Annotated in this window: 20 protein-coding genes; 11 read left to right on the top strand and 9 right to left on the bottom strand. The window is 58.8% G+C overall.

Annotation, left to right across the window (positions count from 1 at the left end; all coding sequences use genetic code 11):
• Positions 1–59: 59 nt before the first annotated feature.
• Positions 60–260 (top strand): hypothetical protein, encoded by a 201-nt coding sequence (locus BUC24_RS09785; RefSeq protein ID WP_073214377.1) that lies wholly within the window; start codon positions 60–62, stop codon positions 258–260.
• On the opposite strand, the gene BUC24_RS27500 is transcribed toward BUC24_RS09785, so the two are convergent.
• On the bottom strand, positions 257–2281 hold the full coding sequence (locus tag BUC24_RS27500; RefSeq protein ID WP_073214375.1) for a methyl-accepting chemotaxis protein: 2025 nt from the start codon (positions 2279–2281) through the stop codon (positions 257–259). The two genes, BUC24_RS09785 and BUC24_RS27500, sit on opposite strands and share 4 nt — an antisense overlap.
• A 195-nt stretch (positions 2282–2476) precedes the next feature.
• Here BUC24_RS27500 and BUC24_RS09775 point away from each other — a divergent pair, with 195 nt between their 5' ends.
• Complete coding sequence (locus BUC24_RS09775; protein ID WP_073214372.1) at positions 2477–2701, top strand: DUF6139 family protein; 225 nt, start codon at positions 2477–2479, stop codon at positions 2699–2701.
• A 45-nt stretch (positions 2702–2746) separates the two neighbouring features.
• Here BUC24_RS09775 and BUC24_RS09770 read toward each other — a convergent pair whose 3' ends face one another.
• Complete coding sequence (locus BUC24_RS09770) at positions 2747–3346, bottom strand: chalcone isomerase family protein (protein WP_073214369.1); 600 nt, start codon at positions 3344–3346, stop codon at positions 2747–2749.
• A gap of 241 nt (positions 3347–3587) precedes the next feature.
• On the opposite strand from BUC24_RS09770, the gene BUC24_RS09765 reads away from it, so the two are divergent.
• The 5 genes from BUC24_RS09765 to BUC24_RS09745 all read left to right on the top strand — a co-directional run bounded on the left by BUC24_RS09765 (position 3588) and on the right by BUC24_RS09745 (position 11714).
• Positions 3588–4007, top strand: coding sequence for a DUF1801 domain-containing protein (locus tag BUC24_RS09765; protein WP_073214367.1), 420 nt, complete (start codon positions 3588–3590; stop codon positions 4005–4007).
• Positions 4008–4231: 224 nt separating this feature from the next.
• On the top strand, positions 4232–6610 hold the full coding sequence (locus BUC24_RS09760; RefSeq protein ID WP_073214364.1) for a PAS domain S-box protein: 2379 nt from the start codon (positions 4232–4234) through the stop codon (positions 6608–6610).
• Positions 6598–8187, top strand: a complete 1590-nt coding sequence (locus BUC24_RS09755; RefSeq protein ID WP_073214361.1) for a CHAT domain-containing protein — start codon at positions 6598–6600, stop codon at positions 8185–8187. The genes BUC24_RS09760 and BUC24_RS09755 overlap by 13 nt, the downstream gene beginning before the upstream one ends.
• A gap of 17 nt (positions 8188–8204) precedes the next feature.
• Positions 8205–9440 (top strand): hypothetical protein, encoded by a 1236-nt coding sequence (locus BUC24_RS09750; RefSeq protein ID WP_073214358.1) that lies wholly within the window; start codon positions 8205–8207, stop codon positions 9438–9440.
• Positions 9441–9518: 78 nt separating this feature from the next.
• The gene (locus BUC24_RS09745) at positions 9519–11714 is read left to right on the top strand and encodes an OsmC domain/YcaO domain-containing protein (RefSeq protein ID WP_073214355.1); all 2196 of its coding nucleotides are present in this window, start codon (positions 9519–9521) and stop codon (positions 11712–11714) included.
• 59 nt (positions 11715–11773) lie between these two features.
• Here BUC24_RS09745 and BUC24_RS09740 read toward each other — a convergent pair whose 3' ends face one another.
• From BUC24_RS09740 to BUC24_RS09715, 6 genes are all read right to left on the bottom strand, one after another.
• Complete coding sequence (locus tag BUC24_RS09740; RefSeq protein WP_083598802.1) at positions 11774–12592, bottom strand: C40 family peptidase; 819 nt, start codon at positions 12590–12592, stop codon at positions 11774–11776.
• A 333-nt stretch (positions 12593–12925) separates the two neighbouring features.
• Positions 12926–13483 carry a hypothetical protein gene (locus BUC24_RS09735; protein WP_143167448.1) on the bottom strand — a complete coding sequence of 186 codons (558 nt, stop codon included), beginning with the start codon at positions 13481–13483 and terminating at the stop codon, positions 12926–12928.
• A 745-nt stretch (positions 13484–14228) separates the two neighbouring features.
• Positions 14229–14837 (bottom strand): PH domain-containing protein, encoded by a 609-nt coding sequence (locus BUC24_RS09730; protein WP_073214347.1) that lies wholly within the window; start codon positions 14835–14837, stop codon positions 14229–14231.
• A gap of 119 nt (positions 14838–14956) precedes the next feature.
• Entirely contained in the window at positions 14957–15634 is a 678-nt protein-coding gene (locus BUC24_RS09725; protein WP_073214345.1) for a prolyl oligopeptidase family serine peptidase, read from the bottom strand.
• Between the two features lie 397 nt (positions 15635–16031).
• Positions 16032–16343: a hypothetical protein gene (locus tag BUC24_RS09720; RefSeq protein WP_073214342.1), complete on the bottom strand. Its 312-nt coding sequence runs from the start codon at positions 16341–16343 to the stop codon at positions 16032–16034.
• Between the two features lie 146 nt (positions 16344–16489).
• The gene (locus BUC24_RS09715) at positions 16490–17536 is read right to left on the bottom strand and encodes a DNA-binding protein (protein ID WP_073214339.1); all 1047 of its coding nucleotides are present in this window, start codon (positions 17534–17536) and stop codon (positions 16490–16492) included.
• 179 nt (positions 17537–17715) lie between these two features.
• Between BUC24_RS09715 and BUC24_RS09710 the strand changes: the two genes are divergently transcribed.
• Positions 17716–18675: a site-specific integrase gene (locus tag BUC24_RS09710; RefSeq protein WP_073214336.1), complete on the top strand. Its 960-nt coding sequence runs from the start codon at positions 17716–17718 to the stop codon at positions 18673–18675.
• 22 nt (positions 18676–18697) lie between these two features.
• Complete coding sequence (locus tag BUC24_RS09705) at positions 18698–18889, top strand: hypothetical protein (protein WP_073214334.1); 192 nt, start codon at positions 18698–18700, stop codon at positions 18887–18889.
• Positions 18890–18984: 95 nt separating this feature from the next.
• Here BUC24_RS09705 and BUC24_RS09700 read toward each other — a convergent pair whose 3' ends face one another.
• A complete protein-coding gene (locus tag BUC24_RS09700; RefSeq protein WP_373887971.1) occupies positions 18985–20865 on the bottom strand; it encodes an FTR1 family protein in 1881 nt (626 codons plus the stop codon).
• A 190-nt stretch (positions 20866–21055) separates the two neighbouring features.
• Between BUC24_RS09700 and BUC24_RS09695 the strand changes: the two genes are divergently transcribed.
• Positions 21056–21481, top strand: a complete 426-nt coding sequence (locus BUC24_RS09695; RefSeq protein ID WP_073214328.1) for a Cd(II)/Pb(II)-responsive transcriptional regulator — start codon at positions 21056–21058, stop codon at positions 21479–21481.
• 424 nt (positions 21482–21905) lie between these two features.
• A complete protein-coding gene (locus BUC24_RS09690) occupies positions 21906–24317 on the top strand; it encodes a heavy metal translocating P-type ATPase (RefSeq protein ID WP_073214326.1) in 2412 nt (803 codons plus the stop codon).
• Positions 24318–24381: the final 64 nt, after the last annotated feature.

Here is a 24381-nt window from a genome sequence, read left to right as displayed (position 1 = left end):
CAACGCCGCTGCTTCCTTACAGTCTGCACATCCGATTGTTTCCCGTAACGGAGTGTGCAATGCTGACTTTCCTGATTTGGCTGCTGGTGCTGTTCCTGTGCTGGCCATTGGCCTTGCTGGCCCTGGTCCTGTATCCCCTGGTGTGGCTGATCCTGCTGCCGTTTCGCTTGCTCGGTGTCGGCGTTGAGGCCGTGTTCGAACTGCTGCGCGCCATTGTGATGCTGCCGGCGCGCATCCTGGGCAGCAATCCCGGACGTTAATTCCGGATGACTTGCCGCAGCATGGGGCGCTGGCGCGGTGGCCGTGCCGCCGCCACCATGACGGGCCCGGCCGCAAGTGCGTGCGCCTCGTCGCCGAGAGTAAAGATGCTCATCGCCTTCACCAGCGCGCCCGCTTGTTCTTCCAGGCTGCTTGATGCCGCCGCCGTTTGCTCTACCAGGGCAGCATTTTGCTGTGTCATATCGTCCATCTGAGTGACGGCCTGATTGATCTGCTCAATGCCTTCCCCCTGCTCGGCGGACGCGACCGCAATCTCCGACATGATGGCCGTGATCCGGCGCACGCTGCTCTGAATCTCTTCCATCGCAAGACCGGCCTGATCGGCAAGCTGGTTTCCAGCCTCGACTTTTTCCACGCTGCTGGTGATTAAGTCCTTGATTTCCCGGGCCGCAGCGCCGGAGCGCTGCGCCAGATTGCGCACTTCCGTTGCCACGACGGCGAAACCGCGTCCCTGTTCGCCAGCGCGCGCTGCTTCCACTGCGGCATTGAGGGCAAGGATGTTGGTCTGGAAGGCGATGCCGTCGATCACGCCAATGATGTCAACAATCTTGCGCGAGCCATCGTTGATGTCGCCCATGGTCTGCACCACCTGTGATACCACGCTGCCGCCTTTGGTGGCCGCCGTTGCGGCGCCGATCACCAGGGCATTGGCCTGGCGCGCGTTGTCCGCGTTCTGACGTACGGTCGAGGTCAGTTCTTCCATGGACGAGGCTGTCTCTTCAAGATTGGATGCTTGCGACTCAAGCCGCTGCGAGACGTCCGCATTGCCGCTGGCAATGTCGCGCGTTGCCGCGCTCATGGTGTGCACGCTGGCACGGACGTCGCTGACGATGGCACGCAGGCTGTCATTCATTTCCTTGAGTGCGCGCAGCATCTGGCCCACTTCATTGTCGGCGCCGACATCAAAATCCTGCACCAGGTTGCCCCGGGCGACAGCTTGGGCAACCGCCACCGCATTGTTCAGGCGCGCGGTGACTGCATGCGAAATCATCCACGTCAGCCCGGCGCCCAGCCCAACCAGCGCCAGCATGGAGCCGAGCATGGTCCAGCGCGTTTTGTGGAAAGCTGCAATCTTATCGGCCAACATGCCGCTGAGTTCGACCCGGGTGGCGTCGATCAGGGCGAATTGGGCGTCAATGGCGCGCGTGGCTTGCTCCACGTACTGGCTCGGCTCGCCAGTCAGCTCGGCGGGCGGGACGATGGCGCTTTGGGCCGTTTCTGCCAGTTGCCGCGCCTGATTGTTTGCTTCCGCCATCAACGGCCCGAGCCGGCCGGCGATCACAGCGTTATCACGGGCCGCCTTGCTGAAAGCGTTGCCGGTTTGCGCCATCCGTTCATTGATTCGGGCAATGTTGCCCGAGACAGCGAGCCGCTCGTCGGGGGCGGCCATTTTCTTTGCAAGCAAGCCTGCGCCCTTGGCCCGCAGTTGCCCCAAGTCTTCGGTTAGCGCTGGCAACTGGTAATAGATGGCTTGAATCAGCTGGTAGGTGTCTTTGTCCGGATCCAGACTCAAACCGTATTCATCGCCGATTAATTCATTGACCTTTAGCATCTTGGCCAAAAGTTGCACATGGGCGGCGTAACTGTCGGGCACGCTGGCCTGTTTGCCCGCCACGGCAGCGCGCAGCGTGGCCCACTCGCGCCGCGGTGCAGACCAGACTTCGGCCAATGCCGCGCTGCCGCTTTGCTGGACGACCTGGTCGACCTGGTCGAATGCGCCATCGACTTGCGCCTGTACTGCGGCGCGTTTGGCATCGGCCTCGGGAACGCCGCTCAGTGCCAGTGCGGACAAGGCGCGGTGTTGCTGGGTGAGCTGAACAGCCTTCAAGACCGCAGTCACGGCGGGGACACCATTTTGCTCGCCGGTATAGGCTTCAAGGGCCTTGCCCGCTTCTTTGGTGTATAAATAGGTGGGAATGCTTGCCAGTAGCAAGCCCAGCAGGCTCAAGGCAGTGAAGGTTTGCCACAATTTGAGTTTGCCAAACATCGAAGAGATGAACATGTCCGCCTCCCAAAAGTTTTACTGATGAGAATAATATTAGTCCTGTCTTAGAAGAAATACGCGGAATGTAACAATTTATTTTTAGTTCGAGCAACGCAGGCGGGATTTGTCCAGCAATGTCAGTGTTGGGCATTTAACAGACGCACGGCTTGCCGTGCTTTACATTAAGCAGTCCACCTTGACCCAGGAATCATCATGCGCCTTGATATCTATCGCCGTGCCGAACACGATGGCAAGTTCTCTTACCTTGCTGTGCCTGAAAGCCGCAATATCCCCAACGAAGCGACCAATACGGATTGGGAAGTGGAGGCGAGGGCGTTTGAAGTCGATGACGACGCGGAAAAAATCGAGGACTACGATATCGAGCATCTGAGCGAGCAGATTGCCGAAAAAGGGTATGCGGTCACCGCCCTGCATTGAGGGCGGGCCGGCAGGGATGGCATGGCCATCCCTGTAAGACAGCAATTATTTCTTGGCTGGGGCCAGCAGCTTGGCCTTCAGTGCAGGATCGACAGGCTTGTCACCGAGCCAGATACGCAGGACCGAGTTATAGAACAGCGGGTCAGGAATGTTCGGGCCGACTTTCTTGCCGTTGACGTAGCACTGGTTACCCACACCTGGAATCCAGTCGGTATCGATGATGTCGCCGCGACGCAAGAAGCTGACCTGGCCGAACATCTCGCCGTACTTGCTGACGTGGGTGACGATCTTCGCCATGTCCTGTTCGCTCGTGTTCTGGCTCAGTGCCACCATGAACGCGCTGCCCAGATCTTCGGCGGAAATGTCACGCAGCATGACCAGCCGCATGCGGCGCGGACCGTCCACCTTCAGCACCCCATCGACGGTGCTTTGCGCTTCCGCCAAATACAGGCCGGCGGCGTACACCTTGACGACGAACTTGTTCCGCACACCAGCGCCGTTGAGCACTAATTCCTTGCCCCCCAAGGCCATCGTGTCTTCGTACTTGACTCCGCCGGCATCGACTGCCGCAATGGTCTGGCCGGAGGCCATGACGAGGAACATACATGCAAGTACAGCTTTGCTGAATTTACTTACTGCGGTCATCTTTTCTCCGTCGCTTATGGTCACACTGTGCTGAGGAACATTTCACAGTTGATACCATTCTACTGTTTATGAACGGCAACTAAAAGCCTGCAGATGTATCCGTATGTATTTGCACGATCAACTAACAACACTCGTGGATTTCGTTGATGCGAACGTGACACCTTTTGGTGCACATTCCCTTTGACGCACCATTCCGGACAGCGTTATATTTCAATCAATACGCAGACCAGGAGAGCACAACATGACCGTGGCCGACCTCGCCGATAGCATGCCGCCGGGCGCGTTCATCGACCAAAAAATCGCGCGCCTTGGCGACTGGCGCGGCGCCGCTCTGAGCGAAGTGCGCAAGCTGATTCACGATGCGCTGCCCGAGGTGGTGGAAGAAGTTAAATGGATGGGCACGCCGGTGTGGTCCAGCAACGGCATCATTTGCACAGGCGAGACCTATAAGGCGGCCGTCAAATTAACGTTTCTGAAAGGCGCTGCCGTCAGCGATCCTGCCGGCTTGTTCAATGCCAGCCTGGACGGCAATGCGCGCCGCGCGATTGATCTCCACGAAGGCGAGCGCCTCGATCCAGCCGCGTTCAAGGCGTTGATTCAGGCTGCGGCGGCCCTGAACGTCAAGCCTGCGCGCAAGCGGGCGGCAAAAAAAGCAAGCTAGTGGCGAGCGGAAAAACCACACCGTAGGTCCCTTGACCGCTGTGTCATAGGATCGAAGCACTTGAAAGAAGGGACGTTTGCCGCGCCGGCCCAGTGCGAAAGTCACAAGCTCGCTAGTCACTTCGACAATGTTACTTTTCACGTATTTAGCTCCGCCAATTTCGACTACATTGATCTCTGGTTCTCCCTCTTCTCACTCCTGATTGCCCGCGCAAGGAGAGTTGCATGGTTCCAGATTTCACCCACAAGCCCGACGCCTTCCGCCAGGTCGGTACTGCCGTTGCCCGCTTTGACCGCAGTGGCGTCATGACGTACGCCAACCAGACCGGCCTCGATCTGCTTGGTGTACATGACGGCGAGCACGTCGATCTCGCGCTCCTGTTTCCCGACGCTGAGCAGCTTCGCTTCATCAAGCAGCAATTGGCGGAGCGGCTCGATGGCAAGTCGGCCGTGTACCAGACCGCATTCCGGCGCCCCCATGACGGTCCGGACGCCAGTGCCATCCCGGTCTGCGTGCATGCGGTGCCGGACGCGCGACCCAGTGGCGAAGTGACTGGTTCACTGGTTCTACTGCGCGACATGCGTATTGAAAACGCGCGCGCCGGCATTCATCAGGCGATCGAGCTGAGCCGAACAAACGAAGCGCTGTTTGCCCGCGTGGTCGAACAATTGCGCACCGTATTTGATTTCGACGAGTTTCGCGTCACTGCGGTCAGCCAAAGCCGCCAGCACTTGCGCACCGTGTATTCCACGGATCCGCAGGCCGCCACCAAATATCCCTTCCGCTGGTGGCCAATGCCGACGTTTATCCTGGAAACGCTGGACCAGTATGTGCCGGATGTGCTGGTGGTCGAAACCATGCGGGCCGAGCCGCACTACCAGGATCTGATCGAGCGTGATGCGACCTGCCGCGCCTTTTTTGAATCCGGTGTCAAACAGATTCTGAGTCTGCCGATCACGCGCGGTAACCGTATCATCGGGTTTGTTGCGCTCGACTCCCGCGTGGATGGCCGTTACGACGAAACCACCCTGGCGTTGTTGATGGCGTTGCCGATCGCGGAAGCAGTTGTTGCCGCATTGAACCGGGAGCAGCGCAAGCGGCATCAAAGCGCGCTCAAACTGATACGGCAAGTGAGCAAGCATTCAGACGATGTGCTGAAGGTGGCCGACACTCTGGTGCGCCGTTTGCAAAGCAACTATGGCTGGGACCACGTTTCGGTGTTTCAGGCGGAAGGCCAGCAATTGCGCCTGATTTGCCAGGCTTCCCATCCCGCCATGCCACGCTTGCCTGAGCCTTGCGTTCTCAACTGGCTGGATGACACGGTGCTGGCAGAACAGCCGTCACGCGGTGGGGTCATGTCCCTGGCCGCGCGCAGCGGCAAGCCGGTGATCGTCGAGAACACGCGCAGCGGCGGTGTGTTTCCGTCCACCAAGCAGAGTGCCACGCAAGGGTCGGAAGTCGCCATCGCCATTTCCGCCAACGGCTTGCAATGGGTGTTGAACGCGGAATCACGTCTGAGCAATGCCTTCGCCACCGAAGAAATCGACCTGCTGAAAATCCTCGTCAGCGAGGCCGGCGGCGTATTGGCCCGTTCTGCCATGATTGGCATGCAAAATGCGGTGTTGAACGCCATCTCCGATGCCGTGTTCGAGACCGATCTGGATGGGGAAATCCGCTCCACCAATCCGGCGGCAAGCCGCCTGCTTGGCGTGGTGCAGGAAGAATTGGTGGGACGCACAGTCTTCGAGTTCATCAACGACAAGCAAGAGCGTGAAGTCTGGCGCTACAAACTACGCGCCAGCGCCACCGAGCTGGTGTTGCGCCGCGACGATGGACGCCAGCTCAGCGTGTCGATCGAGGTGACGCCAATGCCGCAGCAACTTGGCGGACTGGTCTATGTCGTCACGGATCTGACGACGCAAAAAGAGGTGCAGCGGCTCAATGAACTGAAAGTGGTGTTCCGCCAGGCCGCGATGGAAGGACGGGTCCCGCTGGCACTCGCCGCGACCTGGCTGCAATTGTCGGTTCAGGAAAACCCCGAAACACGCGAAGCCATCGAAAAAGTCACGCGTCAGCTGGCCCGTGCCGATTTGCCCCTGGAGCGTTTGATGCGTTTGTCGGCAGCTGAACACCGCATTGTCAGCCGGCCCTATGCCGATATGCGCCAGGCGGTGTTCGTCACGCTGTCTGAGCTGCCGCGCAACATGGTCGAATGCCTCAATCCCTCGCTGCCTTCGAAGAGCGTGCCGGTGGCCGTGCTGTTTGACGACCTGCAATTCTGCATCGAATCATTTATCGCCTTTGGCATTCGGTCGCGGCCCTTGTCCAAGATGCTCGATATCCACCTGGAGCAAGCCGATGGCATTGCACGCTTCGTGGTGGAAGGGGACTGGGTGCCCGCACTGGCACTGGACGACGAACCCGACGCCATGGACCGCTGGCGGCGCAAGTCCATCAGCGATCTGTTGCTGGGTAATAGCGTCATTGAGCGCATTGCGCAAAAGTATGGCGGCGCTTACCGCTGCGACTTCGAACAGCAATGCCGGATGGAGATCGAGTTTCCACAATTTGCGGAACCGGGAGCACGCCCATGCGAACCCTAGTCATTTATGATGACGCCGAATTCGGCGCCTTGTTTGGCGGTTTCGCCGTAAAAGAATTGTCCGGCGACTACTTGTTTGCGCAGCATCTGGAAGACGCCAGCGCAGCGCTGCGCCGCCATGGTACGGCGGGATTTGCCTTGATCATTTGCCGCTGCAATGTGCCGTTGGATAAGCACACACCCATCGACATGGATCGCAGCGCCCCGATCTCGATCGAGTATTTGCGGCGAAATTTCCCCGATGGCACTCTGCCGCCATGCATCTTTTTGGCAGCGCAGCCCAGCGCGCGCTGCTTCGAGGCACTCGAGGGCATGCCCAATGCGCGCCTGTTGCCCATCATGGATGTGGCACGCGCCTTGCCCGCCGCCATACGGGAATTGGTCAAGGGCGAAGTGAATGCCAAGCAGGGCCGCCACCATATTCTCGACGTCGACATTACTCTCACTGGGACAGGCACGGGTTCATGCTGGCATTTGCACGGCAAAAACGGGGAGGGAAAGGAAGAGGGTGGCATCATTTCGATTCCTCCAGACGATCTGGACACCTTGCTGTTCCACTCGGAACTGGTGGGTGCCACCCGGGCGGATTCGCAAGGCCTGGCTGGGGAACTGATACGTCGGCTGGGACGGGACATTTACCGCTGCATCCTGGAAGATAGCGCGCGCTGCGAGGGTTTAGGAGAGCAAATCTGCACCCGCAGTTCGGGCTGGGACCAGATTGAAGCGCTGCGTTTCCGTTTTCAGGTGGACGACCGCACCAGCCATCTCTTGGTGGAAACCATGGCGCGGCCAGTGCGCGGCAGCAAACAAAAGGAAGACCTTTGGATGCTGCGCAGTCCAATCTTCCGCCGGTTCTGCTCGCGCAGCGACCGGCTGCCCTTGTACAAGGATCGCGCCAGCCGGGAGAACGGTGTGCGTTGCCTGGTGATCCAGGGTTGTACCGACGAATTTGCCGCGCCCAGTGGCGGCCGCGTGAGCCGCTACCCGGCACTCTCGCATGCCGGCGACGAAGTTGACTGGATCAAAGGCTATCTGACTCAGAACAGCGAAAAATTCGGTCTTGCCACCGTTGAAGTCCTGCGCCACAGCGACCACCCTGACGGCGGCTTCGGTCAGCTGGTGCTGCAGGCGCTGGAGCAGGGTGGCTGGCAGCTGATACACTACACTGGGCACTCCGATTTTGCGCGTGATGGCGAAGGTTACCTGGTCATGGGGCCAGATCCAGGCGATATCCTTAGCGTAGACCAGTTCGGCCGTGCAGCCAATATGGCGCAGTTTGTATTCCTGAACAGTTGCCTGAGCGCCCATCCGCGCTTCGTCATGAAATTGTTGGAGCGGAATATTCCGGCGGTGGCAGGTTATGCCTGGCCAATTCCAGATGACGTGGCAAGATCGTTCTCGGAAGCGTTTTATGCCGAGCTGTTCCAGGATTTGCCGGCGCCGTCGGCGCAGCGGGGATTTTTGGAATATGCGCACATGCGCGCCAAGGCGAAGCTGCATCAGGCCAACCCGAGCAACTCGATCTGGACGGCGCCTTTGCTGTTCATGCAATCGATGGAGTGCCAATTACCGAATTGAATCAACAGGAGAAGTGAATGAATTGGAATGGCCTGCGCGATCTGCTGGAACTTGACGTCGGAAGCTACATCAAACATCGGCCTTCAGCGCAGCATCTGACCCGGGTATTCCCAGCGTCCGCCGAGGCAGTCATTGCCGATGACGATGGCGACGGCTATTTCCAGATGCGCCTGTGCGAAATGCGGCTCACGGACGACCGGCGCTGGATGACGGAAGTCGCACCTGCAGCCTTGTTTGTGGCCACCTATCTCTACAATGGCGCACCTGTCCGGCATCCCATCATGGTCAGCAATGCCAAAGTCGCGGAACTGGCTGAGGCCGGTATCACGGGCGTACTGCGCATCAAGTTTAAAAATCAATTGATCGTCGGGCCAACGCCCTACGCTGGCGGCGATGTGAGCCTGCTCGTCAGCCTGTGCCAGATCCCGCTCAAGGACTGGCGCAAGTCGGTCTTTGCGATAGTCGAAAAGATTTTCGATGGCGTCGACGTGGGTGGACTGGGAAGTTATCTGCGTATGGCCGACAAACTGACTGGCGAAGCCATGAAGGTGCTGGGCGGCGCGGAGCCCAAGTGCCTGTTGGCCGAACAAAACGTGGTGGGCCAGCAAGCCCGGCCCAGCCCTGGCCATATCGCATTTATTGCAGCTGATGCAGGCACCTTGAACGATGCCGCCTTGGTGATCGAGGATGACCAGCTGTTTGAAGTGGTGGACGGCGCCAGACGCGCCTTCAACGCGGCCGACTATTGCCTGATCAAGATCGAGCATCAAGCCACACGCGGCGACTACACGTCCATGCCATTCCACAAAACCTGGCAGGAAGCGCGCGCCAAAATGATCGCCCGCCATCTGGACGAAGCCGACCGTTTGATGGTCACCTGCGCCCAGCAGCTGTTTGCCAGCCCGGATCTGACGGACGGCAACAAGATGCAACTGACCCAGTTGTACAAGGCAAAGCTGGAAGCCGTGCGGGAACTGATGAAGATGCCCGCGCGCGAACCCCTGGCCGCCGTGCGTGCGGGCCAGGCAGTTTCATTGGCAACAGGGAAGGGCGGTAGCGCGGAGGACAAGATCAGCGACGCGATTCTGGCCGAGATCGTGCAATTGTCCATCAAGCTGAAGAAAGAAGGGGACGCGGACTTCGACGATGCGCGCATTGGCGCCTACCTGACCCAGGCGCGCACGCCTGCGGCAAGGAAGCCGCAGCACCTGATGCGCGTGATCATGCGTGATGCCGTCGAGCACGGCGGCTAAAAACGATCGGCGGGGAGGGGCGGGGGCTCCGTATAATAGCGGCTGGATCATTTCGCGCATATTATTGGACACCGCCCCATGGAAATTAAAGTCAACTTCCTCGACAAGCTTCGCCTCGAAGCCAAATTCGATGATTTCACCGTTATTGCCGACCAGCCCATCCGCTACAAGGGTGATGGCTCGGCACCCGGCCCGTTTGACTACTTCCTGGCCTCGTCAGCCCTGTGCGCCGCGTATTTCGTGAAACTGTACTGCGACACGCGCAATATCCCGACCGAGCATATCCGTCTGTCGCAAAATAATATCGTCGATCCCGAGAACCGCTACAAGCAGATTTTCAAGATTCAGGTCGAACTGCCAGCCGACATTTCCGACAAGGACCGTCAGGGTATTTTGCGTTCGATTGACCGCTGCACCGTGAAAAAAGTGGTGCAGGAAGGCCCAGATTTCGTGATCGAAGAAGTCGAGAATCTCGACGCCGATGCCCAGGCCTTACTGGTGCTCAATCCCGATGCAGGCACCCGGACCTTCATTCCGGGCAAGGATCTGCCGCTTGAGCAAACCATTGCCAATATGTCGGGCATTCTGGCCAACCTGGGCATCAAGATCGAAATCGCATCCTGGCGCAATATCGTGCCGAACGTTTGGTCGCTGCACATCCGCGATGCGCATTCGCCGATGTGCTTCACGAATGGCAAAGGGGCAACCAAGGAAAGCGCGTTGGCATCGGCCCTGGGCGAATACCTGGAACGGCTTAACTGCAATCACTTTTACGCTGGCGTGTACTGGGGTGAAGACATCGCCAATGCCGCGTTTGTGCATTACCCGAACGAGCGCTGGTTCAAGGCAGGCAAAAAGGACGCGCTGCCGGCCGGGATTCTTGATCCATACTGCCTGGCGATTTACAACCCGGACGGAGAACTGCGCGCCTCGCACCTGATCGACACCAATTCAGGCAATGTCGAGCGCGGCATCTGCGCGCTGCCGTATGTACGCAAGTCCGACGGTCAGGAAGTGTACTTCCCATCGAATCTAATCGAAAACCTCTACGTCAGCAATGGCATGAGTGCCGGGAACACCTTGGCCGAAGCCCAGGTGCAATGCCTGTCCGAGATATTCGAGAGGGCGGTTAAACGCGAAATTATCGAGGGTGAAATCGCCTTGCCGGATGTGCCGCAAGAAGTCATCAACCGTTTCCCTGGCATTGTGGCCGGCATCAAGGGCTTGGAAGAACAGGGTTTCCCGGTCCTGGTCAAAGATGCTTCGCTGGGCGGAATCTACCCGGTCATGTGCGTGACCTTGATGAACCCGCGAACCGGCGGCGTATTTGCCTCGTTCGGCGCCCATCCAAGCCTGGAGGTTGCGCTGGAGCGCAGCCTGACCGAATTGCTCCAGGGCCGCAGCTTTGAAGGCTTGAACGACTTGCCACGGCCGACGTTTGCCAGCAATGCCGTCACCGAGCCAAACAACTTTGTCGAGCACTTCATCGATTCCAGCGGTGTGGTGTCGTGGCGCTTCTTCAGCGCCAAAGCCGATTTCCCGTTTGTGGATTGGGATTTCTCCGGTCATGGCGAAAATTCGAATGCCGAAGAAGCTGCCACATTGTTTGGCATCCTTGAAACCATGGGCAAGGAAGCGTACACCGCCGTATTTGACCATTTTGGCGCCACTGCGTGCCGGATTCTGGTGCCAGGCTATTCGGAAATCTATCCGGTTGAAGACCTGATCTGGGATAACACCAACGTCGCCCTGGCATTCCGCGCCGATATTCTGAACCTGCACAGCCTGGATGACGCCCAGCTGGAAGCCTTACTCGAGCGCCTGGAAGACAGCGAACTGGATGACTACACCGATATCGCCACCTTGATCGGTATCGAGTTCGACGAAAACACTGACTGGGGCCAGCTCACGATCCAGGAATTGAAACTGCTGATTCACCTGGCACTGGAACAACTCGAACCGGCGCAGGAGCTGGTGGAAGCCTTCCTGCAGTACAACGACAACACCGTCGAGCGCCGTCTGTTCTATCAGGCAGTGAACGTCGTGCTGGAAGTGCTGCTGGACGACGAACTGGAGCTGGACGATTACGTTGCCAATTTCCGCCGCATGTACGGCAACGCCCGGATGGACGCGGTGCTCGGTTCTGTAGACGGCAGTGTGCGATTCCATGGTTTGACGCCAACGAGCATGAAACTGGAAGGTCTGGACCGTCACCATCGTTTGATCGACAGCTACAAAAAACTGCACCTGGCACGCGCCATAGCCGCATCGTAAGGATTGGCGAAAACAAAAAAACCGCTTCAAACGAAGCGGATTTTTTATTGGCGTGCTGATTATTCGATCACGCGCCGCGCATGCGAGAAGCGCGACGCATACCAGCCTTTGAAGGGACGAATCTGTACGCCTGGGCCCGTCGAATCAATGATATTGAGCTGATCGATATAGATAACGACGTGGGCAATGGCAGTGCCATCGGCTGACTTGATAAACAGCAGATCGCCAGCACGCAGAGGCTCATCGCCACTCAAGCGGCGGCCTGCGGTCTCGGCCTGCGTGCCGATTGCGCTATTCATGCTGACGCCCAGCCCGTAGTTGTACACCCAGGCAGTAAAGTTGGAGCAATCGAGACCCTTGCCGTCGCCGCCGTCATAACCAGGCACGTGGTGATGGCGATAACCGAGGCCAATGTATTTCTTAGCGACCGCAAGCACGCGTTCACGCCGCCATTGGATTGATTCGCAGTTTGCAGGAATCGCCGGTACGGCATAACGCGCAGGCCACGGGCCCCAGCTGCCATAGGCGTTTTGCGGTATGAACTGCGGAAGCTTGTCGCGAGCGGCGAAATCGCTTTGAACGGCTGCCGGATAGGTGCAGCCCGCAGCGAGCGGCGGCGCCGGGTTGGCGGGTACTGGCACGGCCGGTAAGGAAACAGAATTCGGTGGTGGTTCGTCCAGCGGCGGCAGAACAACGTTATCGGGCGGCGGCGGGAGCGTGTCTGGTTGCGGTGTGTTTGTGGTGGGCGCACTAGGCGACGTCGACGTGGCCGACAAAGCCTGGGTCGGCTGCCTGGTTTCGCCCGCGCCAGAGCCGCATGCGGTAAGAACGGTGGCAGAAACAAGTGCCAAGGCTGGGAGGTTCCAAATTTGCGTCATCGATTTCACGGTATTGTTTTCTTTCTGAAGAGGTAATCTGATGCAATCGGCAGCGAAGTATTATGCGGGGGGCTTGTATTTACTGTCCAGTTTGTACGTAGAGTTGTCCGTCTAACCCTACACTGCTCACTACAGCCAAATTTCGCATAATTTATATTATGTAAAATGCGAATGGGAGATGTGAGCCGTAATTCCCTCATAGCGCGTCGGTTGAAGTAGAAATGCCACTCCTTCTGAATTAAAAGTGCCTCTTCAGGAATGTGGCTCCTTCGCGCCGGTTGGAATGGACCAGGCGGCTGGACTGTTACCGCGATTGCGGCCCTTAAGGGTGATTCAGATCAGCGCGAACGGATTGCGCCTTCCGGTTCGCACCTCAAGGTTCGCGAAGAGCGCATCGAGCCTGTCACCTGCTGTGCAGGCGAATACCGCAAATCCGAAGCCCTGGCCGAACCTAGCCTGCAGAGCTAGCAGGTCGGATTCGTGAGAAATGCTCAGCTTGTACTCAAACTGGTCGTTCAGAAGCGACTTGGACCGCACCAACGCAGGAGCTAAGCCATCCAGTCCCTGCAGTACGTCGAAAACCGGATATCGGCCGGCATTGGTGATGAGAGCTGCATTCGTGAACCAATTAAGACCTATCCGCCCGTCCGTGGGAAAGACCTGCCCAGTGTGCATGTAGAAAATGGCCTTTGTCAGCTTCCCGGCAAAAACGCGGACTGCTCGGTGCATTTCATCGGTGACACGTACAGGGCCCGCTTCCTGGTTGGTTTGGCCGGTGGCGGGTGCAATGCCGAGGCGTCGATTCATCGCACGGGCCTCGATGGCGGTTGGCATCATCTTGCCGATGAGATCGGGAAATTTCTGATTAACCGACCGAATAATTTCCGTCATGCGTCCATCCCTGTCCCCTGCCTCGGTGAAAGGATCGGTCCTCGCCAGTAGCGTCACAAGTAAGTCATCATCCGCGCTGCCGTGATTGCAATTTTCACACGCCGGGAACTCGAATCCTTCGGGCCATGCGCGATCCTGAAACATCGCTCGAGGTGGACAGTGCTCAACGGTTTCGGTTTTGACCTCTCCTCCACAAAAAATACAATATGGATGGGCCGCCAAGAACGCTTCCCGCCTGACTTTCCTCATTCCCATTTTGCGCTCCCCGCCGAACTCTTTTGAAGTGCAGATGCGTTGGAACTCCCCAAGGTGTGTCCTGCAGAAGACACCACTATGCTACCAGGAGATTTTCCAGCGATTTCAACCCCTAGAAATTGAATTCCGGACATCGGCCACTATTAGTTGATGTTCCCGGCTATGGCAGCACCTTGCTAGTGTTTTTCTGATTGCAAGGTGAATGTTCAAAATCAAGCCCAAAGGGTCGGATTGTGCTGGCGACTTTGAAATTTGACCCAAAATGCCGGTCCATGGAACAGCAAAGCCGCTGACAATTCCAGTTTACTTAATGCAGGCTAAGGAAACTACAGTCAATAGAGAGGTATAAAAATGTCGCCGACAGCCTAAGCGCGTCGCTATATCCGTGCGCAGATAGGTGCGCTGCCGCTTCATCGGATGAATTTGAAACGTGCGAGAAAATCCGTCTCCGTACTTCCGTATGAGTCGGACTTTCCCCAAAAGGCAAACCTTAGTTATGAATGTACTTCGTGAACACGTCGTTGAAGTCGCGCTTTGTATGCGTTTCAAACATCGCGCTGTTTAAAGCCTCGAGTAACGAGTTATAACTGCTGACCAATCCACCCTCGCCTGGCGCTACATTCAGTTTATGCACCGAAGCGGTGGCATCAAGCGTGCGCATGGCATTCTCGCGGCACGCCGCGTCGCGTTGCTGCTGCTTCCCAATCGTGATCAAGGCTTTGTAGATATCCTTGAGCTGTTCGATGAAATTCTTTTTGACGTCGATTGAAAACACGGTGCCTTGCACGTCGAACTTGAGTTCGATGTCCATATCCAGCGTGCCGGCTGTCTCGATGGTCACCCTGGAGATCTGGTTGGTCGAATAGTCGTAGCGCTTGATCGACCGCTTTGAAGACATGGCGGAATCACCATCCACGTGAATCAGCGCCAGATTGGTGAAGCAGTATTCATCCTTCTTGCTCTTGATGAGGAAGAAGATTTTTTCGCCGTCTTCGTTGAACAGATAGTCGTCCGCATCGACCTTGTTATAGTCGGCCGGTTCGACAATGACGCCGATATCGCTCATACCGAGTGCATCTGCTGCAAATTTCTTAAACATGATCGCCTTTGCGTTTGTGGGGAAAATGACATCAACATTCTCCCACGTCCGGATCAAAGGCTGTAGAGAAATGCACGGTGAAAATATTGGGATTTCACCGTGCACTTTCAGCGCCGCTGCTAATGGCTGGCCGTGTGACGTTTTTGCTCCGGTCCGAGCCGATCCCACAGGAAGGCGTAGACCATGCCAAGCAACTGCGCCTGCTGATCGTTGTTCACGGCGCCGCCATGCCCGCCGTCCGTATTTTCCCAGTACAGCACCGAATGCCCCTGCTCGCGCATGCGGGCCACCATCTTGCGCGCATGGGCGGGATGCACGCGGTCGTCGCGGGTCGAACTGGTGTACAGGATATCCGGGTAGTGTTTTCCTGCCTCGACGTTGTGATATGGCGAATACTTGCGAATGTATTCCCACTGGGCCGGCACGTCCGGATCACCATACTCATCGATCCACGAGGCTCCGGCCAGCATCTTGTGATAGCGCCGCATGTCCGTCAGCGGAACCTGGCTGACCACCGCGTTGTACAGGTCTGGCCGCTGCAACATCGCTACCGACACCAGCATGCCACCCAAGCTGCCGCCCATGATGCCCAGATGGCGCGGCGTGGTCAGTTTGCGCGCGACCAGATCCTCGGCCACGCGGATAAAGTCCGAGTACGACACCTGCCGATGCTCCTTCAAGGCAGCGTTGTGCCAGCGCGGCCCGAATTCGCCCCCGCCTCGGATATTGGCCAGTACATACACCCCGCCCTGCTCCAGCCAGCCCTTGGCCAGAACGCCGCTGTATGAGGGACGCATTGTGAGCTCGAAGCCGCCGTACCCATACAGAGGTGCGGCCGGGATTCGTGTTTATTGCGCCAAAGTTGAATTAAGTCTTTGTTCTGTAATAGAAATAAGATGCGAAAAGCTTTATGTCCAGCGTGGCTCTCTACCGCAACTCGCTTCGTAGGTTCGCCATGCATCAATATCGACTTGAGCCATTCCCCAGCCCAAGTCCCGCGTCCCGCTGAGCCACATTGCCGATCCACCGAACCGAGCACCAGGGAACGTCCACTTCGCCTGGAAGCTTGGTCCTCGGTCGAACGTAAAAGTCAGGTCTGGTCTTGCAACATGTACCGCTTTCTGAAAATCGAGAAAAGCCGCCTCAGTGCGATTCTCGGCATCAAACGTTGATTCGGCTTCCACCACCGCCCGTTCACTCATGATTTTGCTCCTTAAAGCGATTCAAAAGCTGCCCAGCATTTCTCCAGGCAGCGTGCATTTCATCAGTTATCGGTCCTGCATGCTGCGCACTGACCATTGCTTGCAAGGCGCTGCGCAAGTCCGTTGCGCTCGGATGGCCCAAACTCTGCTTGCGTTCAAAGAGTAGCCTAGCATGAGTGTCTACGAAGTCGCGTAATGCGGCCGCAGGAACGATTGCGTCCTGTTGCCCGTTATCGTTCGGCTCCAAGCTATCATGCAAGGCAGACATTGCCATCAGGGCTTCGTCGAGTGGTGCTAGATTCATACTGTCTCTTTTCTGTTAGTTCATCGGCCGCTGTTCGCATTTCGTCGCATCCTTATACTTAGAAAGGCAACCCACCGTGCAGCGCTCGCTAGTGACGTTCATGGTGGGGAAATGTCCGATCAGTTCTTTCGATTGCAGACCTGGAATCACGATGCGGAATCGACGGGGCCCATCTGGCCCTTGTTCTTCCTGCTGGTCAGATGGGCACGCAGCGCTGCCGCGATCTCCTGCTGCGATGCCAGTGTAGCCTGCGAAGTCGCTAGTGCCAGTTCGAGCTCTCGGACCCGCGCGGACAGCGTTTCGGCATTGCCAGTCGCCGATTCCAGCTGCACCCGGAGCGCCGCCAAATGCTCATCCTTGCTGGCCACCTGGCTTGCTAGTACGCCGGCCTGCTGGGCGAGTTCCTGCGATGCTGCCAGTTGAGATGCAAGCTCCCGGACCTGCAATTGTTGATCATACAAACCCTGCCTGGCATGCGACAGATCGGCCACCAGACGCGCGCCTTCCTGGTTCAGGCGCGTCACGTCGTCCTGCTTGACTACCAGGGCCTGCTGCAACTGCCGGATTTCGGCCTGCAGCTGCTGTATTTGCTGCTCGTGCCGACGCTGGTCCTGGTCGCGCTGCTCCTTCGTGGACTGTCGGTAGTGCTCCAGCGCCTCGCGAGCATGCTTGTGCTTCTCTTCCAGCGATATGAGGTGGGCGTCGTTTTCATCAAGGCGGGCCTTTAGCCCGGCCACCTGTTCCTCGGCCGTATGCCGCGCGATGGTTTCGGCTTGCAATGCCCTGCGCGTGAGCTCGTGCGCCGCCGCTTCCTGATGCGCAGCCGCGGCCAGCCGGTCACGCTCTCCCACCGTCGCATCGAAATCTCTTTGCAAGGCCGCCAGCGCCTCGCCGTGGAGCCGCGCGGCCTCCGCGCTGCGTGCCTCGATCGCCTCCACGCGAGCGTCGCCTTCCTCGTGAAGCCGGGCGGCCAGGCGCGCAACCAGATCCTGCAGCGCCTCGCTGACTGAGGTTTTGCGGCCGGCCCCGCCGTCCACTTCCTCCAACTCCTTCAAATATTTGTGGATCGTAGTCTTCGACCCCGTGTTCCCCAATGCGACACGCACCGCGTCGACCGACGGATGCTTGCCCTGTGCGATCAGCGCGTCGCGCGCCTTCTTCACTTCCGATTGATACAAGCCGGTGCGCGCCATAAGGGCTCCACGAAATAGCGTAATGGATTACATACCACGTAATTATGTATCAATATTAAGCGAAATAAAGTACCAACTCAAGAAAAGGCATCCTGGATAATCTAAGATTATCCCGTGTAACGCGACAAAAAGCGTATTATTGGGCATTTCCAGCCTGTACCAGCAAAGTGCCTCCGACAATGAGCAAGATCGACGTCTATTTGCACGCCGCCACCCGGGAGAATACCCGGCGCAGCTATCAGGCTGCCGTCCACCACTTCGAAGTCGAATGGGGCGGCTTTTTGCCCGCGACAGCGGACGCGGTCGCACGCTATCTGGTCGACCACGCCGATTCTCTTGCTATCAACACGCTGCGCCAGCGTCTCGCAGCGCTGGCGCAATGGCACATCGACCAGGGGTTTCCCGATCCGACCAAGGCGCCGGTGGTGCGCAAGGTTTTTCGCGGCATCCAGGCACTGCATCCCGCCAGGGAAAAGCAGGCGCGGCCGCTGCAACTCGAACAGCTCGAACAAGTGTCGCAATGGCTGGACCGCGCGATCTGCACGGCAGCCGACGCCGGCGACCGGCCATCCCGCCTTCGCCATACCCGCGACAAAGCGCTGCTGCTGCTCGGCTTCTGGCGCGGCTTTCGCGGCGACGAACTGACCCGGCTGCGCGTCGAACATGTGGAGATCGCGCCAAGTGAAGGGATGACCTGTTTTTTGGCGCGAACCAAAGGGGACCGCCAATACGGTGGAACGAGTTTCAAGGCGCCCGCGCTGGCCCGCCTATGCCCGGTCAGCGCTTACACCGCGTGGGTCGATCTTGCCGAGCTGCGCGACGGCGCCGTCTTTCGCGCCATCGATCGATGGGGCCACGTGAGCGAGGCTGGATTGCATATCAACAGTCTTGTGCCGCTGTTGCGTTCGGTGTTCGCCGATGCCGGCATCGCGTCCCCGCTACAATACAGCGGTCACTCTCTGCGCCGCGGCTTCGCGAACTGGGCAACGTCGAACGGATGGGATGTGAAAACGCTGATGGAATACGTAGGCTGGAAAAACGTCCAGTCGGCGCTGCGCTATGTCGAAGGCGCAGACCCTTTTGCAAGGCATCGCATCGCCCCGGCTGATCGGCTTGACGATCGCGGCGGCCTACCTTAAACCTAAAGCAAGGAACCAGATAATGAAAGAATTCGCAAAATTCTTTACCGGGGTTGCCGCCAATCAGGCACTCACTCATGGCGCATTGGCGGCTGCCGGCGTTCAATTCAGCCTGTTTGGAATCTCGTATGACCAGCGGATCAACACGACGTCGGCGATCGTTTGGGCGGTCCTTGTTGCGCTACTCATCTACTATGCCTGGGGCAAAAGATGACTAGCGTGGCCAGCATGCCGTGTCAGCAGGAACTGTGAGCTTGGGTGACCTTACCAAATGGCGGGAAAGGTGTCCAAACCCGACAATTGAATCGCCTAGATCGCCGCTGCTGCCCGCTGCGAACGAACGTTATAGGCGACGCTGGCGATGATGATCACGATGATGACGAGCTGCGCCAGAATCGTTTGCATGGATGGGTAGATGCCCAACAAATCGATGCGTGGTAATGCGATCGGCGTAATGTCGAGCACGCCCACCTTCTGGAATGCTGCCACGCCTTTACCCATGAGTACCACTGCCAGCACGGCCACCATGGCCGAGCTGAAGGCAAAAAACTGGCTGATGGGCAGCCGTGCCGCAGAACGCAACAGCACGACGGCGATTGCACCGAGCACCACGACGCCGCAGGCCAGTCCGGCCAGCAGATACATGCCATTGCCCGGCGTCCAGAGCGCCGCGTAGAACAACACCGTCTCGAAGACTTCGCGGTACACCGTGACGAACGAGAGCAGGAACAGCACCATCGCCGATTTTCTGTTCAATGCGGAAGCGAGCTTCTGTTTGACATACGACTGCCAGCGTCCCGCCAGGCTCTTCTGGTGCATCCAGATGCCGACGCACAGCAAGACGACGGCGGCGAAGACTGCCGAGAAGCCCTCCGTCATTTCGCGACTGGCGCCGCTCAGATCCACAAGATAGGTGGCAGCCGCCCAAGTCAACCCGCCTGAGGCAAGTGCAGCGACCCATCCCGCATGCACGTAGGGCAGCACATCAGTGCGCTCCGCCTTCTTGAGAAAGGACATCATGGCGACGACGACCAGCAGAGCTTCCAGCCCTTCGCGCAGCAGGATCGTCAATGCTCCCAGAAAAGTTGCCCACGGATCGGCCGAGCCGCCAAGCGCCACTTGGGCGTCCGACAGCATACCCTGCAGGCGGGGCGCAATTTGCTCCGCCAGGTCCTTGTTTCCGGCGGAAATGGCGCCGCGATAGGCGCCCATCGACTTTTCGATTGCTTCGAAAAGCGCCTTGTTTTTTGCGGCTAGCGCAGGCTCGACCGGCTCGAATCCATCCAGATAGGACGACAGCGCAAGGCGCGTCGCCTGCGCGGCGTCGCCACGCCGCAATGCCGCGAGGCTGTCGGCCAAGCGCTCCTTCGCAAGCGCGAGCGTGTCGGCGCTTGCCGCATCGAGTTTTTCCGGAAAGCTGCGCAGGAAAGCCAACACCTGGCTCGCATTTTCCTTGGACAGGTGCGCTGAGAGCGCCGCTTCGGACGTCTGGCTCAGTGCGGACAAATTGGGCACGGCGCGGCGAACCGCCGGGTCGGACGCCCACAGCGCAGCGCCCGATTTGCGCTCCGCGTCGGAATAAGACAGGGTAGAGGCGAAGAACGCCAATGCCCAGCGGTCGTCGTCCGTCAGCGTCGCAAAGGCCGGCATGGCGGTGCCGTCCACGCCGTTGGCGACGATCTGCTGCAGGGCGAAGACGCTGCGGTGCTGGGCACGCTCGCGGTCGGAAAACGCGATTGGAGGCGGACTCAGCTTCGAGGCGAGCACGCCGTCGGCGCGGCCGGTCGCGCCATGGCAGGATGCGCATTGGTTGTGATAGAGCCGCGCGCCGCGTAGCAGGTCCGGCGACTTGGCCGGCGCCATCGGGACGGGATAGGCGGCGAGCAACGCGTTCGCCATGCGCCGCGCCTGTTCGCCCACGAGCGCCGGCTCCGCCTTGGTCGCGATGGATTGGCGCAATCCGGTCGCCTCCTTCTGCAGGCCAGCCAGAGCGGCCGTGGTCGGCAGTTCCGCCAGTTGGCGTTCCGCCGCCGCTGCAAATTCCCCCATTTCCGCGTATTCATCCTGGCTGACGACCACGCCACCCTTGACGGCTTTGCCATAGTCGACGGCCAGGTAATCGAGCAGTTGCCAAATCTGCTTTGCCTTGGCCTGGTCGGCAAGGTCGGCGGCATCGCTATGTATCGGCATGGACGACAGACAAAACGCGATGGCGAGCGCGGCGAAGTGGAGGAATTTCATACGACATTACCCTGAAATGGTCGTGGCATGGACGCCAAATGAGAATGATTATAACTTAGGTTTAGCGCTTGCAACTCCAAAACCCTCAAGTTACTATAGCCACTTGATACTGCCCGGACGTGGAAATGTGGTGTGCCCTATGAGAATTGGTGAGCTTGCGAAATTGGCCGGTTGCGATGTCGTCACTGTGCGTTTCTACGAGAGCGCTGGCCTGCTGCCGGCTCCGGCGCGCACCGGGAACAACTATCGTTCGTACAGCGCGCAGCATCTCGAAACGCTGCACTTCATTCGGCAATGCCGTTCGCTGGACATCCCGCTGGTCGATATCGAGCGGCTGCTGCAGTTTCGCGCGCAACCACAGGAAAGCTGTGCCGACATCAACGGACTGCTCGATGCGCAAATCGAGCGGGTGAAAACGCGGATTGAACAGCTGAGGATGCTGGAAATCTATATGAACAACCTGCGCCGTCAATGCGGTGTCGGCGTTGTGCGTAAAGATTGCCCCATCCTGGCCGGGCTTTCGAAGCCCGACGACGGGCCCTGGGAAGATCCGCTTCATGCTTAGGTCCGGCCCCGAGCCCTCGCCGCATTCCTCTATCGATCACACGTCTCCGACGGTCCGACCCGCCCCAATTGGATTTCCGCCAGCTGCGCCGGCGGGAGACAATTTCTCAAGCGCTTTGACCTGGGCGCTGTTGAAACCTCCCGCCGAATATCCCTGTTTGTTTGGAGATTCGATGACGAGGATAGATCTTTACGAACGACATCGCCAGCGCTGCCCAATTCGGCTAGCGCAGCGCCTGTGGGCGGCCACGTCCAGTTCGGGCGCGCCATCTGGCATGCAGGGTACTTTCGCCGTCATTGTGTTGCAGATATGGTACTAAAAAAGGCTCGTTAGACGCATCGGCGCCGCGCCTGGCGTGCACGCTTGACTCTCTAGTAACTATAGGGTGTGTAATGTCTGGATTAAACGAAACAAGGAGCAACAAATGAACAAACCCGAACCGACGGACTGCGGCTGCAGCGCGCCGCAGTCAGCGCGGAGCGCGGTGGCGGCGTCCGTGCCGACCTCGATCTACCATATCGACAACATGGATTGTCCGACCGAGGAAGCACTGATCCGGGACAAGCTGGGCAAGGTCGCGGGTGTCAACAGTCTCGATTTCAACCTGATCCAGCGAACGCTTGCGGTACAGCACTCTCTTCCTTCCGACGCCCCGATCGAGGCCGCGTTATCGGCGATCGGCATGAATGCGCGCCGCATGGCCGCCGGGAATGAGCGCACGTCCGTGCTGCGTATCGCGAAGATGGACTGCCCTACGGAGGAAAGTCTCATCCGCAACAAGATCGGCGGCATGCACGGCGTAGCCGCTCTCCAGTTCAACCTAATGCAGCGCACATTGACTGTGCGCCATTCGCCCGACGCGCTTCCCGCCATTCGCGCAGCCCTCACCAATCTTGGCCTGAACGCGGAGGTTGAAACCAGTGGAAGCGCGGGGGCGGACGAAGTGCTGCCCGCCACGCAAACCAACTGGTGGATTGTCGCGGCCTCCGGCGCCGCCGCAACGTTGGCCGAGCTCGTCTACTGGATTAACGATGGCAACCATTGGGCGGTTGTCCTGCTGGCACTGATATCGATCGCGAGCGGCGGTTTGCCGACCTACAAGAAGGGATGGATTGCCCTAAAGAACCTCAACTTGAACATGAATGCACTGATGACCATTGCCGTCACGGGCGCCATGGTAATCGGCCACTGGCCGGAAGCTGCGATGGTCATGTTCCTGTTTGCCCTCGCCGAAATCATCGAAGCCAAATCGCTTGATCGCGCACGCAACGCCATCCGCGGACTGATGGGACTGGCTCCCGAGAAGGCGACGGTGCGCCAGAGCGACGGACAATGGGCCGATATCCCCGCCAGGGACGTCCCCCTTGAGGCGCTGGTGCGGGTAAAACCGGGCGAACGCATTGGCCTCGACGGCGTCATCATGGCCGGGCAATCGGCGATCAACCAGGCCCCGATCACAGGTGAGAGCCTGCCTGTGGAAAAGACCGTTGGCGACACCGTCTTTGCCGGCACCATCAATGAGTCCGGATCCTTCGAATACCGGGTGACTGCCCTGGCAAGCAATTCGACGCTGGCCCGCATTATCCACGCGGTCGAATCGGCTCAGGGCAGCCGGGCGCCCACGCAGCGCTTTGTAGACCAGTTCGCGCGCATTTACAGCCCGGCCGTTTTCGTCGTCGCGGTTCTGATGGCCGTGGTGCCGCCCCTGGCGATGGGGGCAAGCTGGATGGACTGGCTATACAAGGCGCTGGTACTGCTCGTCATCGCCTGTCCGTGCGCATTGGTAATATCGACGCCAGTGACCATCGTCAGCGGCCTGGCCGCAGCGGCCCGCAGGGGAATATTGATCAAAGGCGGCGTCTACCTGGAAGGCGGCCGCAAACTGACCACGCTGGCGCTCGACAAGACAGGCACTATCACCCACGGCAAGCCGGAACAGACGGACTTCAAGCATCTCGATGGCGATGCAGGCGTCGTTCAATCGCTGGCCGCCAGCCTGGCGTCGCGCTCCGATCACCCGGTGTCGCAAGCGATTGCGCGCGCCGCCGGCGCATCACAGATCGCACTCCAGGACGTCGCTGATTTCGCGGCCATTCCTGGCCGCGGTGTCAGCGGCAAGGTCGCCGAACAAGGGCTATTTCTGGGCAATCATCGTCTGATCTCGGAGCTGGGGCTTGCCACCCCGGAGTTGAGCGCCGAGCTGGAGCAACTGGAACGGCAAGGAAAGACCGCAGTCATGCTGGCTTCGAAGGACAAGGTCCTTGGCGTATTTGCCGTCGCCGACACGGTCAAGGAGTCCAGCCGCCAGGCAATTGCGGATCTCCATGCGCTTGGCGTGCGCACGCTGATGCTGACCGGAGACAATCCCCACACCGCCGATGCAATCGCGAAGCAAGTCGGCATCGACGAGGCGCGCGGGAATCAGCTTCCGGAAGATAAGCTCAGCGTTGTCGAATCGCTGGTCAGCGACGAAGGGCAAGTCGGCATGGTTGGCGATGGCATCAACGATTCGCCCGCCTTGGCACGCGCCGACATCGGGTTCGCCATGGGCGCCGCAGGGACCGACACCGCGATTGAAACAGCCGACGTCGCACTGATGGATGATGACCTTCGCAAGATACCCGCTTTCATCCGGCTGTCGCGCGCGACAGCGCGCATCCTGACACAGAACATCGTCCTGGCCCTGGGCATCAAGGCGATCTTCCTGGTGCTGACTTTTACGGGGTACGCTACCATGTGGATGGCCGTCTTCGCCGACATGGGAGCCAGCCTGATCGTGGTGTTCAACGGCCTGCGATTGCTCCGTCATGGGAAGGTCTCGGAGCGGCATGCATGATGTACAAACACCCGGACCTGGTGCAAAAACCGAGCAACCCGGCCAGCTCTCGTTCCAGCGCCTG

It is taken from the genome of Massilia sp. CF038, from assembly GCF_900129765.1.
In the GTDB taxonomy this organism is placed as follows: domain Bacteria; phylum Pseudomonadota; class Gammaproteobacteria; order Burkholderiales; family Burkholderiaceae_D; genus Telluria_A.
The sequence above is the reverse complement of the archived record's forward strand: the minus strand, read 5'-3'. Positions and strand labels throughout refer to the sequence as shown.

Bases quoted from the DNA above. Each gene is read 5' to 3' on its own strand.
- BUC24_RS09775 (WP_073214372.1), top strand. From the start codon at position 2,477: ATGCGCCTTGATATCTATCGCCGTGCCGAACACGATGGCAAGTTCTCT.
- BUC24_RS09730 (WP_073214347.1), bottom strand. From the start codon at position 14,837: ATGTTTAAGAAATTTGCAGCAGATGCACTCGGTATGAGCGATATCGGC.
- BUC24_RS09720 (WP_073214342.1), bottom strand. From the start codon at position 16,343: ATGAATCTAGCACCACTCGACGAAGCCCTGATGGCAATGTCTGCCTTG.
- BUC24_RS09725 (WP_073214345.1), bottom strand. From the start codon at position 15,634: ATGCGTCCCTCATACAGCGGCGTTCTGGCCAAGGGCTGGCTGGAGCAG.
- BUC24_RS09715 (WP_073214339.1), bottom strand. From the start codon at position 17,536: ATGGCGCGCACCGGCTTGTATCAATCGGAAGTGAAGAAGGCGCGCGAC.
- BUC24_RS09755 (WP_073214361.1), top strand. From the start codon at position 6,598: ATGCGAACCCTAGTCATTTATGATGACGCCGAATTCGGCGCCTTGTTT.
- BUC24_RS09750 (WP_073214358.1), top strand. From the start codon at position 8,205: ATGAATTGGAATGGCCTGCGCGATCTGCTGGAACTTGACGTCGGAAGC.
- BUC24_RS09735 (WP_143167448.1), bottom strand. From the start codon at position 13,483: ATGACGGAAATTATTCGGTCGGTTAATCAGAAATTTCCCGATCTCATC.
- BUC24_RS09745 (WP_073214355.1), top strand. From the start codon at position 9,519: ATGGAAATTAAAGTCAACTTCCTCGACAAGCTTCGCCTCGAAGCCAAA.
- BUC24_RS27500 (WP_073214375.1), bottom strand. From the start codon at position 2,281: ATGTTCATCTCTTCGATGTTTGGCAAACTCAAATTGTGGCAAACCTTC.
- BUC24_RS09765 (WP_073214367.1), top strand. From the start codon at position 3,588: ATGACCGTGGCCGACCTCGCCGATAGCATGCCGCCGGGCGCGTTCATC.
- BUC24_RS09695 (WP_073214328.1), top strand. From the start codon at position 21,056: ATGAGAATTGGTGAGCTTGCGAAATTGGCCGGTTGCGATGTCGTCACT.
- BUC24_RS09740 (WP_083598802.1), bottom strand. From the start codon at position 12,592: ATGACGCAAATTTGGAACCTCCCAGCCTTGGCACTTGTTTCTGCCACC.
- BUC24_RS09705 (WP_073214334.1), top strand. From the start codon at position 18,698: ATGAAAGAATTCGCAAAATTCTTTACCGGGGTTGCCGCCAATCAGGCA.
- BUC24_RS09770 (WP_073214369.1), bottom strand. From the start codon at position 3,346: ATGACCGCAGTAAGTAAATTCAGCAAAGCTGTACTTGCATGTATGTTC.
- BUC24_RS09710 (WP_073214336.1), top strand. From the start codon at position 17,716: ATGAGCAAGATCGACGTCTATTTGCACGCCGCCACCCGGGAGAATACC.
- BUC24_RS09700 (WP_373887971.1), bottom strand. From the start codon at position 20,865: ATGCCGATACATAGCGATGCCGCCGACCTTGCCGACCAGGCCAAGGCA.
- BUC24_RS09690 (WP_073214326.1), top strand. From the start codon at position 21,906: ATGAACAAACCCGAACCGACGGACTGCGGCTGCAGCGCGCCGCAGTCA.
- BUC24_RS09760 (WP_073214364.1), top strand. From the start codon at position 4,232: ATGGTTCCAGATTTCACCCACAAGCCCGACGCCTTCCGCCAGGTCGGT.
- BUC24_RS09785 (WP_073214377.1), top strand. From the start codon at position 60: ATGCTGACTTTCCTGATTTGGCTGCTGGTGCTGTTCCTGTGCTGGCCA.